The sequence below is a fragment of the Flavobacterium rarum (SeqCode) genome (assembly GCF_965234445.1).
Taxonomy (GTDB): domain Bacteria; phylum Bacteroidota; class Bacteroidia; order Flavobacteriales; family Flavobacteriaceae; genus Flavobacterium; species Flavobacterium rarum.
This window is the reverse complement of the sequence record NZ_OZ248502.1, coordinates 207,038-222,167: the sequence shown is the minus strand read 5'-3', so window position 1 is coordinate 222,167 and position 15,130 is coordinate 207,038. Positions and strand designations below refer to the sequence as shown.

Below are 15,130 nucleotides of genomic sequence, written 5' to 3'. Positions count from 1 at the left end.
TACTTATAAATTATATTCTAATGAAGAAAATAATACTTCTAGTGTTTTTTTTCCTTTCTATACCAAAGGCATCCGCACAGCAAGACCCTCATTTTACGCAGTATATGACAAATATGAGTGCAGTAAACCCAGCCTATGTTACAAACACACCTTTTATACTTAATCTTGGAAGTTTGTACCGTTACCAATGGTCTGGAATTAAAGGAGCACCAAAAACGGTAACACTCTTTGCTCATACACCGATAAATGAAAAGATAGAAACAGGTTTCTCTTTAATTTCTGACGATATTGGTGATGGCGCCAAAAAGGAAACCAATTTCTTTGCTGATTTTGCCTATATCCTTCAATTGAATGAAAAACAAAAACTTTCATTTGGACTAAAAGCGGGTTTTTCGTCCATAAGCACCAATTTTAATGGCTTTCAATTGAATAGTGGTAATATTTCTACCGATGATGCATTTTCTCAAAACACAAATGAAACAGTACCCAATATCGGAGTAGGAGGGTATTATTTTACCGATAATTATTATGTTGGTATTTCGATACCTAACTTGCTTTCGGCAGAACACATCAAATCAAGAGCTCCTATTAATTCGTTTGGACCACAAGAAATACATACTTATTTTACTGGAGGATATGTTTTTGATATTGATGAAAACTTCAAATTCAAACCTGCTTTTATGTCCATTTTTGTAAAAGGTGCCCCAGTATCTGTTGACCTAACCGCCAATGTGCTGTATAATGAAAAGTTCGAACTTGGAGCTGCCTATCGTTTTGATGATTCTGTAAGTTTACTAATGAATGTCAATGTAACACCTAGTTTAAGAATTGGGTATTCTTATGATTACACCACCTCAAATCTAAGTCAGTTTAATTCAGGCTCCCATGAAATTGTATTATTATACAATTTGGATTTGTTGGGTAAAGGATATGATAAATCACCTAGGTTCTTCTAAAAAAGTAAAAATGAAATATATATATATACTCCTTTTCGTATTTTCAATCCAATTTGGACATGGCCAACAGCAAGATTTGCAACGGGCAAATGTATTGTTTGGTAAAAGCTATTATAGTGCTGCTATTCCTTTGTATGAAAAGGTAATTGTTAAAAATCGAACAGTTGAAGTAATTCAGAAACTGGGCGATTGTTATTATTTCACTAATGATTATAATAAAGCTCAAGAACAATATTCCTTATTAGCTCAAAACAAAAATTTGGATGAAGGTTATTATTTTAGATATTCTCAAACACTGAAAGCCAAGGGAAAATACACAGAAGCAAATGATTTAATGCGAAAATTTTATTTGGGTTCAAAAAATAAAGCAACGATTGAAAAATTAGAAAGGGATATAAAAGAACTTAAAAATGTGACTGCTATTGGAGAGCGATTTTCTATTCAAAATTTGGCATTAAATACAAAAAACTCAGAATTTGGAGGGGTTGTTTTTGATGACAATTTAGTTTTTGCTGCGGTTAAAAAGAAACCAACTCTATTGGATAAAAAGTATAAATGGAATAATGAATCATATCTTAATTTGGTTAGTATTTCATTAAAAAATATAAATGATTCTATAGTAAGCTATTTTTCTAAAGATTTGAAATCGCCTATGCACGAATCCAATGCTATTTTCACCAAAGATGGTAAAACAATGTATTTTACTCGAAACAATTCTAATAATGGAAGAAGAGGAAAGAATGCAGACAAAATTTCGAATATTCAAATTTTTAGAGCTGAGTTAGTCAACGGTAAATGGATAAATATTAAAGCTTTACCTTTCAGCAGTCCTGATTATTCAGTCGAACATCCTGCCTTAAGTTCCGATGAAAAGACATTGTATTTCGCTTCGGATATGCCAGGAACATTGGGTTCTTTGGATATTTTTAGCGTAACAGTAGATGGTTTTATTTTTGGTACTCCAATAAATTTAGGAGATAAAATAAATACATCCAAGAGAGAACAATTTCCATTTATTTCCAAAGACAACAAATTGTACTTTTCTTCCAATGGTCTTGAAGGTTATGGTGGTTTGGATGTTTTTGTTTCTGATATACAAAGCAATTCGTATTCCAAAGCTTCAAATGTAGGATTACCTGTTAATTCGGGTTATGACGATTTTGCTTATTATATTGATTCAGACTCCAAGGAAGGTTATTTTTCATCCGATAGGATAGGAGGCAAAGGGAAAGATGATATTTATTCTTTGAAAGAAACTAAAGATTTACTCATTGAAGATTGCAAACAATATATTGCTGGTATTATTACTGATGAGGATTCGCATTTAGCACTTGAAAATGCAATTGTAATCTTGAAAAATGCTGCCAATCAAGAACTTGAAAAAGCTACTACTTCAGCAGATGGAAAATTTAGATTTACAATAGAATGTGAATCCAATTATTCGGTATTTGCTACCAAAGAAAATTATACTGAAAATTCAAAAAGCTTCAATATTTCAGGAGAAAGAAACAAAGTAAATGATGGTTCTATGGAAATTCGTTCCTTAGAAATAATCAAAAAAGAAGAACAAGTGGCTTTGGAGAAAAAAGTTGCTGCCGATTTACTTATAGCGCAACAATTGAAAGCTGCCGAATTGGTTACTTTGGAACAAAAAAAGAAAGCAGATGCAATTGCTTTGCAGGAAAAGAAAATAGCGGATGCCAATGCTTTAAAACAAAAGAAAAAAGAAGATGCTATTGCGCTTGATGCGAGGAGATTGGCAGATATAGCATTAATCCAACAATTGAAAAAAGACAAATTGATTGCTGATAAAAAGGCTAAAGAAATAGCTGAAGCCAAGAAAAAAGAAAAAACAGCAGCCATTGTTGCGGCCGAGAAAGATGTTGTAAAAGATAGAGATCGTTTAATCATCAAGACCGATCCCATTTACTTTGATTATAATATGTGGTACATTCGAAAAGAATCAAAAAAAATATTAAATCGTGTGGTGGAATTGATGAATAAATATCCAGAAATGGTAGTCGAAATTGGTTCGCATACGGACAATCGTGGGAACGATAAATTCAACAAGGACCTTTCGCAAAAAAGGGCCGATGCTACAAGAACCTATATTTTGGAACAAGGAATACCAAAATATAGAATTTCTGCCAAAGGGTATGGTGAATCGGTTCCAATTGTAAAATGTATTCCAGAAAATTCCTGTGATGAGGAACAACACGAATTAAACAGAAGAAGTGAGTTTGTGATTAAGAATTTGTAAACTATCAAAAAAACGACACAGATTCCACAGATTGGCACAGATTTTTAGATATAAAAAAACCTAATTTCTTAATTGAAATTAGGTTTTTTTATAAAAAGTAAAAAGATTTTATCTCAAACTTGCTCCAAGTTCTGTTTCAAAATTCTTTATTAATTTACTCATAATTTTATCAATTTGAGCATCTTCAAGAGTTTTGGTAGCATCTTGAATAGTAAAACTTAAAGCGTATGATTTTTTTCCTTCGGGTAAATTTTGGCCTTCGTAGACATCGAACAAATTAATATTTTTTAATAAAGACTTTTCGGTTTGTCTTGCTACGGTATAAATACTATTATAGGTTACAGTTTGATCTACCAATAAAGCCAAATCTCTTCGGACTTCTGGATATTTGGGAATTTCAGTGTATTTAATTTTACTTGACATTAATTTTAAAACTATAGCCCAATTAAAATCGGCATAGAAAACTTCTTGTTTGATTCCGAAATGCTTTAAAACTGATTTTTTTACCACACCAAATTCTACAAATGAATCATTTCCTAATCCTAAAGCAATCCCTTCTGAAAACACATCAGATGTTACTGCTATATTTTTTGCATTAGAAATTCCCAATCTAGAAAGTATACCTTCTACATATCCTTTAAACAAAAAGAAATCGGAAGGTTTCTGTGCATTGGTCCAGTTTTCTTGGTTTCTGTTTCCAGTTTGAAACACCGTTAAATGCTTGATTTCTTCGTAACCAGATAAAAATTTATGGTATGATTTTCCAAATTCAAATAATTTTAAATCAGAATTTTTACGGTTAATGTTATACGATATCGCTTCCAATCCAGAAAATAATAAAGATTGACGCATTGTTGCCAAATCACTACTCAATGGATTTAGCATGGTAACATTGTATTCTTCTTTTAAAGTTTCAGAAAGTTGTACGTAAGAAGCAGTTGTCAACGAATTGGCCATCATTTCATTAAATCCTTGAGAATTCAATTGATTTGCAATTGTATTTTGTACTTTATAATCCTCATTTCGCGGAGAATTAGAAACAGTAGCATTTAATTTTTTAGAGAATACAATATTATTATAACCATAAACTCTAAGAATTTCCTCGATTACATCAATTTCTCTTTGTACATCAACTCTATAAGCTGGAATTGTTAATCCTAATCCTGCATCAGATACACTATTTATTTTAATTTCTAGAGAAGCTAAAATCTGTTTGATGGTATCTTTTGGTATTTCTTGACCAATAATTCTTGCTACATTTTTAAAATTCAAGAATACAGCAAAATCTTCCAATTTCTTTTGGTAGATATTGACAATGTCTGATGTTATTTCGCCTCCAGCCACTTCTAAAATCAATAAAGCGGCACGTTTTAAAGCATATTCAGTAATAGTTGGATCAATTCCTCTTTCAAATCTAAAAGAAGCATCAGTATTCAATTGATGTCTTTTGGCCGATTTACGGATGCTAACTGGGTTGAAATAAGCGCTTTCCAAGAAAATTGAATTGGTACTTTCTGAAACACCAGATTTCTTTCCTCCAAAAACCCCTGCAATGCACAATGGTCCCTTTTCGTCACAGATCATTAAATCTTCTTCGTGTAAAGTTCTTTCAACATCATCTAGCGTGGTGAATTTTGTGCCGCCGGGAAGCGTTTGTACTATGATTTTTCCAGTAATTTTTCCAGCATCAAATGCATGCAATGGCTGTCCTAAATCATGCAATACATAATTGGTCACATCTACGATGTTATTTTTCGGATTAATTCCAATTGCTTTTAATCTGTTTTTCAACCATTCTGGAGATTCTTTTACACTAATTCCAGAAATTGTAACTCCACAATATCTTGGAGCCAACTGAATATCTTTGACCTCAACATCTATTTTCAGTGTTCTTTTGTCTACTCTAAAATTACTGATCGAAGGAGTAATTAATTCTAAATTCACACCTTTTTGCAATAAACCTGCTCTCAAATCACGAGCTGTACCAAGATGGCTCATTGCATCTGCGCGATTGGGTGTTAAACCAATTTCAAAAACTTCGTCATTTTCTATTTTGAAAACGGTCGAAACTAATGTACCAGCCGGTATTGAATTATCTAAAATCATTATTCCGTCGTGGCTTGTTCCTAAACCCAATTCATCTTCGGCACAAATCATTCCAAAACTTTCTCTTCCTCTTATTTTACCTTTTTTGATTGTAAAAGGATTTCCTTCTGCATCATATAATACAGAACCAATTGTAGCAACGGCTACTTTTTGTCCCGCTTCTACATTGGAAGCCCCGCATACAATAGATAAAGGAATTCCGTCGCCTAAATCTACGGTTGTTATTTTTAAACGATCTGCATCAGGATGTGGTTCACAAGTTAAAACTTCACCTACAACTATTCCTTCCAAACCACCTTTTACGGATTGGTACTTCTCAACTATCTCTACTTCAAGTCCTAAATCTGTTAATAAAGCCGAAGTTTCATCGGATTTCCAGTCTATTTTAATAAATTGTTTTAACCAGTTGTATGATATTTTCATGCGAAGCTATTATTTTTTAAATGAATATGAAATCATTATTTTAGTTTCAAATTTCGATTTTGGAAACATTGTGATTTCATTGTATGTTTTTTCAAGATTGCAAATATAATCAATGTTTCTTGAGGGTCAAAGTTAGAAAGCATCAAAAATCGATTCTATTCCAACAAATATTGATTCTATTCTTAAATTAATTCTTCAATATGTTTTTTTATATTTTCCGCCATCTTTGTAGTTGGTAAATCATTGTCATCATACCCAAAAGGCTCTTCAATTTCTTCGGATATCAATTCAATACTGGCCAAAACATAAAATATAAAAGTAACAACAGGAATGACATAATATCCCAGTGTAAAAACATAAGCATACGGAAGGGTTAATACAAATATAAAAATGAACTTCTTAATGAATGTACTGTATGAATAGGGGATAGGAGTGTTTTTTATACGTTCGCAAGCACCGCAAATATCAGTAAAAGATTGTATTTCATTGTTTAAAATGATTAATTGATCACCAGTGATTTTTTGCAATACATATAAATCATTAATTTTTTGAAATAACATTTTAGCAATTTGGTTTGGCCTGTGTTTGTGGTGATCTAGGACTAAATCAACATTGTCAAACAGTTGCATACTGGTTTCGTCATCCTTTAAATGTTTGTTTAGTAAAGATGCATAACTTGGAATTAATTTTCTAAAATAGGCCAAATCTTTTTCGTCTTTCAATATAACAGATAGTTTTATGGCGAGATTGCGACTATTGTTGACCAAAGCACCCCATAATTTTCGACCTTCCCACCAACGATCGTAAGCAGAATTGATTCGATAAGCCAGAAGCAACGAAATAACAAAACCCAATGTAGTATGAATTACAAATAGATTTTTCACATGACTGGTTTCTGTTAATTGAAAACATTCAATTTCTAAATAGGCAATTGCAGCAGAATAAGCAGCAATTAAAACTAATAAAGGAAATAATTTTGAAAAAGTATCCGATCTGTGAAATCGGAAAATGTAGGCAAACCAAACTTTAGGGTTGTAAGAAATCATTCTGCTTTTTTTTGTACAAAAATAATTAAATCTGAAGGTTTCCAGCTATTTCTCTTAATGTTATTTCAGATAATTTAGCTTGAAATTGTGCTTCACTCAAACGAATTCTTGAATTAATATAGTTCAGCTGAGCAGCTCTAAATTCAACCGAAGTGATGGTTCCAATTTTAAATTTTTCGGCAGTAATTTCAAGATTTTGTTTTGAAATGGCGGTATTATTTATTTCTAAATCAATTAAATCCAAATTAGTCAAATATACTTGAAAAGCTATTGTCAAATTACTGCGCAGATTAATTGTTTGCTGTTCGATTGCCAAATTTGAATTGTCAACTTGCATTTTTGCAATTCTTTCATTTCTATTTTGAGCATCTCCATCAAATAAATTTAGAGAAGCTGTAAAACCATAATTCAATCCGCGTGAAGAAGATTGGGTGTTAAAACCAAGGCTAGAAGTTGATTCATTGAAATTATATCCTGTATTTAATTGTATTATTGGATAGCGTTCCCCTTTTATTTTTTTTAATTCTAATTCTGATATTTTTTTATTGATTATTTGTAATACCAATTCGGGATTTTGTTTTTCTGCCAATGCCATTAACTCGATGAGCTTTAGATTTCTATCCACATTAATTCCTTGTAGTACTCTAAAATTAGACTTTAAATCTCTAGCCAGTATTTTATTTAAAAGTGTTTTTTCGTTAGAATAAATTTGCTTTTCTTTTAATAAGTTACCAAGATCAGTGTTTAAATCCACTTGAGCATTTAAAACGTCTAGTTTTGAGCCTTTCCCAATTGTATATCTATTTTTGGTAAATTCTACTCTTTTTTTAGAGATAACAATTGTAGAATCTAAGTCAGATAATTTTTGTTGTTCTTGAATCAAATTATAATAAACCGAATTGACATTGCTAATGGTATTGATAATGGTCTTTTTTAATTGAGCATCACCCATATTTTGTAATTCCTTTAGTTGGTCGTATTGGGCAAACATTTTTAAACCATCAAAAATGGTCCAATTCAAACCAACTCCGTAATTTAAATTATTATTTTCTGCATTTTTTAAATCAACCGTTGATCCGTCAGAGCGTGTTTGCGAAGTATTTTGAATACTTTTATTGTCAGATGCTGTAGCACTGACAGATGGAAGCATACCTGCATTACCAATGGCTACATTGGTTTTATCGATTTTTAAATTGTTGTCAGCAATTTTTATTTCAAAATTGTTTTCCAATGCTATTTTAACAGCATTTTCGAGTGTCAATATTTCTTGTGCATTTCCTATTGAAAAGCAAAATAAAAACAGCAGGAGACTTTGGTGAAATAGTTTAGTATTCATCATTATTTTTTTAAGGTAGATGCTAAGTCACTAAGTGGCTAAGATTCTAAGTTAAGTATTTAATTTTTTCTAAACACTTGTTTGTTGATATTTCCAGTTGCAGATATTTATTCTCATTAAAACATCCTAAAATCTTAGTGGCGCAAAGTCTTAGTATCTTAGAGTTTTAGACTATTTTTTTACTTCGTTTTCATATTCTTCGATATGATCAAATTCAGGATAATGTTTTCTTGCTTTAGACCACATTAAATACAAAGCTGGAATAACAAAAAGAGTTAGTACCAAAGAGAAAATAGTTCCTCCAACAATTACAACTCCCATACCAATTCTACTAGTTGAAGCGGCGCCAAGTGATAACGCAATTGGTAAAGCTCCTAATGAAATGGCTAAACTTGTCATTAAAATCGGACGCAATCGAGCTTCGGAAGCTTCTAGAATTGCTTCTAATTTTGGTTTTCCTTGTTCCCGCAATTGATTGGCAAATTCTACAATTAAAATACCATTTTTGGTCACTAAACCAATCAACATAATGGTTCCAATTTGGCTAAATATATTCCACGTTTGATTGAACAGCCAAAGTGAAAATAAAGCTCCAGCAACTGCCATTGGTACGGTAAGTATAATAATAAACGGATCTACAAAACTTTCAAATTGAGCTGCCAATATTAGAAAAATCAACAGTAAAGCTAATCCAAAAGCAAATGAGGTATTCGAACTGCTTTCGACAAAATCTCTTGATTCTCCACCCAAATCGGTTGTAAATGAATCATCCAAAACTTTTTCTTTTATTTCATTCATCGCATTAATTCCATCGCTTATACTTTTGCCTGGAGCGAGACCTGCAGAAACAGTAGCCGACATATAACGATTGTTATGATACAATTGTGGGGGATTGCTCTGTTCTTCAATGTTAACCACATTGTCCATTTGAATCAGTTGACCTTTGTTGTTTTTGACATACATTGATGTTAAATCCAAGGGTTTTGAGCGATCTTGTCTTTCAAATTGTCCAATTACTTGATATTGTTTTCCATTTCTCATAAAATAGCCAAAACGTTGACCACTTAAAGAAAGCTGTAAGGTTTGAGCAATATCTTTTACAGAAATACCTAAACTTTCGGCTTTTTCTCTATTGATAGAAACATTAATTTCAGGCTTGTTGAATTTTAAATTGACATCTGTTATAGAGAACGTTTCATTCTTGCCTGCTTCTTCCATAAATAGAGGGATTTTTTCTCGTAATTTTTCAAAATTAGTAGCTTGAATGATATATTGAATTGGTAAACCTCCACGTCTATTGACTGCAATTGTGGGTTGCTCTGTAACTGCAGTTTTGGCAACCGAATATTTTTTTGTGATTTTCGTTAATTTTTCGGCTATTTCTTTTTGTTTTAATTCTCTTTTGGAAGGATCTACCAATGCAATACGAACTCTTCCACTATTTACTGTGGAAGCTCCAAAACCTGGAGAAGTAATGACCAAAGCAACTTTTTTCTCTGGTATTGAGTCATCAACCAATCTAGAAATTTCTTGCATAAAACGATCTGTGTATTCGTAAGAAGAACCTTCAGGTGCTGTTATTGACATGACAATTGCAGACCGATCATCATAGGGAGCAGTTTCTTTTTGTATTAAATTAAAAAATAAATAAATTAAGCCAAAACAAAAAATTAGAATTGGGAAACTCAACCATTTTCTTTTCATAAAAAGGGAAAGAGCATTGGCATAAGTACTATTCAACTTTTGAAAATAAGGTTCCGTTTGTAAATAAAATTTAGATTTTTTTTGCTCACCACCTTTCATTAAATAAGCATTCAGCATTGGTGTTAAGGTCAAGGATACAAAAGCTGAAATTAATACCGCAGCTCCTATGACTACACCGAATTCCCGAAACAATCGTCCAACAAAGCCTTCAAGGAAAATTACTGGAAGAAACACAGCTGCCAATGTGATGGATATCGAAATAACTGCAAAAAAGATTTCATTGGATCCTTTTATAGCTGCTTCAATTGGTGACATTCCTTCTTCGACTTTTTTATAAATATTTTCAGTAACAACAATTCCATCATCTACTACTAATCCTGTTGCAAGTACAATAGCTAATAAGGTTAAGACATTTATAGAAAAACCAAATAGCCACATGATAAAGAAAGTAGCAATTAACGAAACAGGAATGTCTATTAATGGCCTAAAAGCAATTGCCCAATCTCTAAAAAACAAAAAGATAATTAGTATAACCAAAACAATAGAAATCCCTAATGTTTCTGCTACTTCGACCACTGATTGTTTGACAAAAATAGTATTGTCAATTACTATGTTCAATTTAATATCTTTGGGTAAATCTTTTTTTAGTGATTGGTATTCTTTATAAAATTCTTTTGAAATATCTAAATAATTAGCACCTGGAAGCGGAACAATTGCTACACCCACTAATGGTAATCCAGATTGACTCATTTTGGTCTCTACATTTTCCGGCCCTAATAAAGCAGTACCAACATCGCTAAATCGAACTGTTTTTTCCCCATCAGTTCGAATAATAATATTGTTAAATTCTTCTGGTTTTGAAAGGTTTCCAATCGTTTTTACTGTAAGTTCTGTATTACTTCCGGTTAATTTTCCAGAAGGCAACTCAATATTTTGCTGATTTAATGCTTCTCTAACTTCCGAAACGGTACATCCATACGAAGCCAATTTTACTGGATCAATCCACAATCGCATAGCGTATCGTTTTTGCCCCCAAATTTGGATACCACTTACTCCGGGAATGGTTTCCAATCGTTGTCCAATAACATTTTCGGCATAATCACTAAGTTCTAAAGCATTTCTGGAATCACTTTGAACAGTCATCGAAATAATAGCATCTCCATTTGCATCAGCCTTTGAAACAACAGGAGGTGCGTCAATATCTTGAGGTAAATCTCGAATTGCTTGAGATACTTTGTCTCGTACATCATTGGCCGCTTCTTCCAAGTTTTTGTTCAAATTAAATTCGACCGTAATATTACTGCTTCCTTGAATACTAGAAGAAGTTACATTTCGAATCCCATCTATTGAATTGATGGCTTTTTCTAAAGGTTCTGTAATTTGAGATTCAATGATATCTGAATTGGCACCTGTATAATTAGTGCGTATCGAAATTTGAGCTGGGTCTATCGATGGAAATTCTCGAATCCCCAGATAAGTGTAGCCAATGATACCAAATAATATGATCGTTAAGTTCATAACGATAGTCATTACGGGTCTTTTTATGCTTAAAGTGGATAAACTCATAGAGATTTTTGATTTATGAATTAAGATTTTAGATTTAGTTTAATGATAGTGTTAAATAGTGCGGATTAAAATTACTCCTTAAAAACAACTAATGTCTGTAGCATTGGTCTAAGTTTAAAGGTAAAATCCTCAATCTAAATTCTATTGTTTTAAATCTAAAAGTACTTTTACTTTTGTAGAGTCTTTTAAGGACATTACACCACTTGTTAACAAAGTATCACCTGCTTTTAAACCAGAAAGAATTAGTATTGATGCATCAGTTCTTGTTGCGGTTTCTACCATTACTTCTTTAGCAAATCCATTTTTTGAAATATATACTTTCTTTCCGTTTTGTACAGGTATAATGGACTCTGTTGGAACTACAATTGCATCTTTCACAACACTCAACGGTAACAGTACATTTGCAAAAGTTCCAGGCAATAATTTTCCTTGGCTGTTTTTTGTAATTGCTCTTACTTGCAAAGTTCGTGTTGTTATTGAAACTTCTGGTTCAATAGCATACACTTTGGCTGTAAATTTTTCGGTAGAACCTTCAACTGTAAAACTTATAGAGGTGTTTGTTTTAACTTGAGATGCATATTTCTCTGGGATAGAAAAAGTGATTTTCAAATTACTGCTATTAACCAATTTAGCAACCAAAACTGTTGGAGTAATATAGGTGCCAGGGGAAATTGATCGAAGTCCTATTTTTCCTAAAAAAGGGGCACGAACCGATGTTTTTGCAATTTGAGCCTTAATCAATTGGCTCTGTGCTTGTGCCGATTTATAATCTGCTCTAGCAAAATCATATTCTTCTTGGCTGATGGCTTCTTTTTGCAACAATAACTTAGCTCTTCTTTCATTCTCAGAGGCTAAGCCTTCTTTGGTACTCGCCTGAGTCAATTGTGCTCTTAATTCAGTGTCATTTACTTTAAATAATAATTGACCTTTGGCAACAGTGCTTCCTTCTTTGAAATAAATACCTTCAACAATTCCCGAAACTTCTGATCGAATTTCTATTTGTTCATTGGCTTCAATAGAACCCGAAAGCGACAAATTATTATCAAAAGTTTTAGGTTGAACCACAATTCCTGTAACTGTCATTGGTTTGTCTTTTCCCTCTTTTTCTTTTGGACCATCACTTTTGGCATTATTAGAATTAATTCTATAAGCGATGAATCCACCAAAACCAACAATTAATACAGTATAAATTAGATGTTTTATTTTCATTTTTTTATGATAGTAGTTAAAGTAATTCCTTTCAATTGAGGAATACAAATTTAGGCTTTACAATTGTTAAAAGTGGAATTGTTAATTTTAATTTAACGTTTGTACATACAAATATTAAAATTGTGCCAAAAACTTCCTTTGGATTGAATCAATAAGACTGTAAAAATGGATAGGTTTAATGAGCGGAGAAAAGTTTCTTAGACACTAAGTTTCTTAGATTCTAAGTCTTTTTAAACTAAGAATATAAGTATGTAAGTTTTAAATGATTTTTTTGAATTTAGATTTTAAGGAGTTAAGTTTCTGTGATTCATAGTTTTATTATAAACGAAGCATTTAGTTTACAGTATTTTTTTAAACTTATAAACTTATAAACTTAGTGTCTTAGAATCTTAGCAACTTTAAAAGAAAAATTAACTGATGTAATTCCAAATATTTTTCTTTTTGGTTAATTCTATAAAAACGGCTTTTAGAGTCGCATTTTTAGGTTTTTGTAAAGGAGCATCTTCTTTTAAAATTTTAATCGCATAATTTCGAGCCAAAAGTAAAATATCCCTATCCCGAACAATATCTGCAATTTGAAGGTTGAGAACACCGCTTTGTTGGGTTCCCATTAAATCACCGGGGCCACGAAGTTTCAAATCGACTTCTGCAATTTCAAAACCGTCGTTGGTACTCACCATTGTTTCCATTCGGGTTTTGCTGTCGCTTGATAATTTGAAGGAAGTCATCAAAATACAATAACTTTGGTCGGCACCACGCCCTACACGGCCACGTAATTGGTGGAGTTGCGAAAGTCCAAATCGTTCAGCACTTTCTATAATCATAACAGAAGCATTGGGGACATTAACACCAACTTCAATTACGGTTGTGGCTACCATAATATTGGTTTTTCCTTCAGAGAAACGTTTCATTTCGGCATCTTTATCGGCAGGTTTCATTTTTCCGTGCAAGATTGAAATCGAATATTGTGGAAGCGGAAAATCACGAGAAATACTCTCGTAACCGTCCATTAAATCCTTGTAATCCATTTTTTCGGATTCTTGGATTAACGGATATACAATATAAATTTGGCGCTCCAAAGCAATTTCATCTCGAATGAATTTCCAAACTTTCAATCGGTTTGAATCAAATCGATGCACGGTTTGAATGGGTTTTCTGCCTGGAGGTAATTCATCAATAACCGAAATATCCAGATCACCATACAAACTCATCGCCAAAGTTCGTGGAATAGGAGTAGCCGTCATTACCAAAATATGGGGCGGAATGGTGGATTTTTTCCACAATTTGGAGCGTTGTTCTACACCAAAACGATGCTGCTCATCAATTACCGCTAATCCTAAATTTTGAAATTTCACTTTGTCTTCCAACAATGCGTGAGTGCCAATGAGTATTTGCAAAGTACCGTTTTCCAGTTCTTCGTGTAGGATTCTTCGAGCCGCAATTTTGGTAGAACCTGTGAGTATTTTTATATTGATATTTAAAGAAGCAGCCAATTCAGACAGACCTATAAAATGCTGATTGGCCAATATCTCTGTTGGCGCCATTAAACACGCTTGAAAGCCATTGTCCAATGCCAAAAGCATACTCATAAAAGCCACAATAGTTTTCCCGGAACCCACATCACCCTGTAGTAATCGGTTCATTTGGGCGTTGCTTCCCATATCGGTTCGAATCTCCTTGATTACTCTTTTTTGGGCATTTGTCAATTCAAAAGGCAAGTGGTTTTTATAAAAATCATTAAATAATTGGCCCACAATCGTGAAAGGATGTCCCTTAATTTTATGTTTTTGAATTAAATTCTTCGTGATCAATTGCAGTTGAATAAAGAACAATTCTTCAAATTTGAGTCGGAATTGAGCTTTCGCCAAAATTTCGGCACTTTTTGGGAAATGAATATTGAACAAAGCTGCATTTTTGGGAATCAGCTTGAGCTCATTTGTCAAGTAATCAGGCAAAGTTTCACTAAATAAAGCTTGTGTTTCGAGAAACAATTGCTGCATCATTTTGTTGATGACTCGATTTGTTATCCCGCGATTGGTCAAGGTTTCGGTCGATGGATAAACGGGTTGCATTGCCGATCGTAAGCTTTTTTCGTGTTCGTTCAACAACTCGATTTCGGGATGCGCCATACTGAATTGGCTTCCGTATTGAGCACATTTTCCAAAAATTACACAGACTTCGTTAAGTTTTAAACTCTCTTTAATCCATTTGTGTCCTTGAAACCAGTTAAGATCCATTTGTCCCGTATCATCTACAAATGTAGCGACCAAGCGTTTTTGATTGCGACCAAATTCTACCGTTTTGATATTGATGATTTTACCAATAATTTGTACCTCGGCAACGTTATTTTGCAACTCATTAATTTTATAATACCGAGTGCGGTCAATATACCGATTTGGAAAAAAATTGACTAAATCACCATACTTAAAAATACCCAATTCCTTACGCAACAACGCGCCCCGATTGGGACCAACGCCTTTGAGGAATTCTATTGGAGTTTCTAGAAGGTTATTGGACATTTTAT

8 protein-coding genes are annotated in these 15,130 nt (G+C 32.8%); 2 read left to right on the top strand and 6 right to left on the bottom strand.

Features of this window, described 5'->3' with window-relative positions:
• Positions 1–20 precede the first annotated feature (20 nt).
• Together AC8GF4_RS13475 and AC8GF4_RS13470 are read left to right on the top strand one after the other, a co-directional pair.
• The gene (locus AC8GF4_RS13475; protein WP_506595390.1) at positions 21–956 is read left to right on the top strand and encodes a PorP/SprF family type IX secretion system membrane protein; all 936 of its coding nucleotides are present in this window, start codon (positions 21–23) and stop codon (positions 954–956) included.
• A 10-nt stretch (positions 957–966) separates the two neighbouring features.
• Complete coding sequence (locus AC8GF4_RS13470) at positions 967–3,216, top strand: OmpA family protein (protein WP_506595389.1); 2,250 nt, start codon at positions 967–969, stop codon at positions 3,214–3,216.
• 108 nt (positions 3,217–3,324) lie between these two features.
• Here the strand turns inward: AC8GF4_RS13470 and pheT are convergent, their stop codons facing one another.
• From pheT to recG, 6 genes are all read right to left on the bottom strand, one after another.
• Positions 3,325–5,745, bottom strand: coding sequence for a phenylalanine--tRNA ligase subunit beta (gene pheT / locus AC8GF4_RS13465; RefSeq protein ID WP_506595387.1), 2,421 nt, complete (start codon positions 5,743–5,745; stop codon positions 3,325–3,327).
• Positions 5,746–5,927: 182 nt separating this feature from the next.
• Positions 5,928–6,791 carry a bestrophin family protein gene (locus AC8GF4_RS13460; RefSeq protein WP_506595385.1) on the bottom strand — a complete coding sequence of 288 codons (864 nt, stop codon included), beginning with the start codon at positions 6,789–6,791 and terminating at the stop codon, positions 5,928–5,930.
• A 25-nt stretch (positions 6,792–6,816) separates the two neighbouring features.
• The gene (locus tag AC8GF4_RS13455; protein WP_506595464.1) at positions 6,817–8,127 is read right to left on the bottom strand and encodes a TolC family protein; all 1,311 of its coding nucleotides are present in this window, start codon (positions 8,125–8,127) and stop codon (positions 6,817–6,819) included.
• Positions 8,128–8,298: 171 nt separating this feature from the next.
• A complete protein-coding gene (locus AC8GF4_RS13450) occupies positions 8,299–11,397 on the bottom strand; it encodes an efflux RND transporter permease subunit (protein WP_506595383.1) in 3,099 nt (1,032 codons plus the stop codon).
• Between the two features lie 141 nt (positions 11,398–11,538).
• Entirely contained in the window at positions 11,539–12,606 is a 1,068-nt protein-coding gene (locus AC8GF4_RS13445; protein ID WP_506595382.1) for an efflux RND transporter periplasmic adaptor subunit, read from the bottom strand.
• Between the two features lie 410 nt (positions 12,607–13,016).
• Entirely contained in the window at positions 13,017–15,125 is a 2,109-nt protein-coding gene (gene recG, locus AC8GF4_RS13440; RefSeq protein ID WP_506595380.1) for an ATP-dependent DNA helicase RecG, read from the bottom strand.
• Between the last annotated feature and the right edge of the window lie 5 nt (positions 15,126–15,130).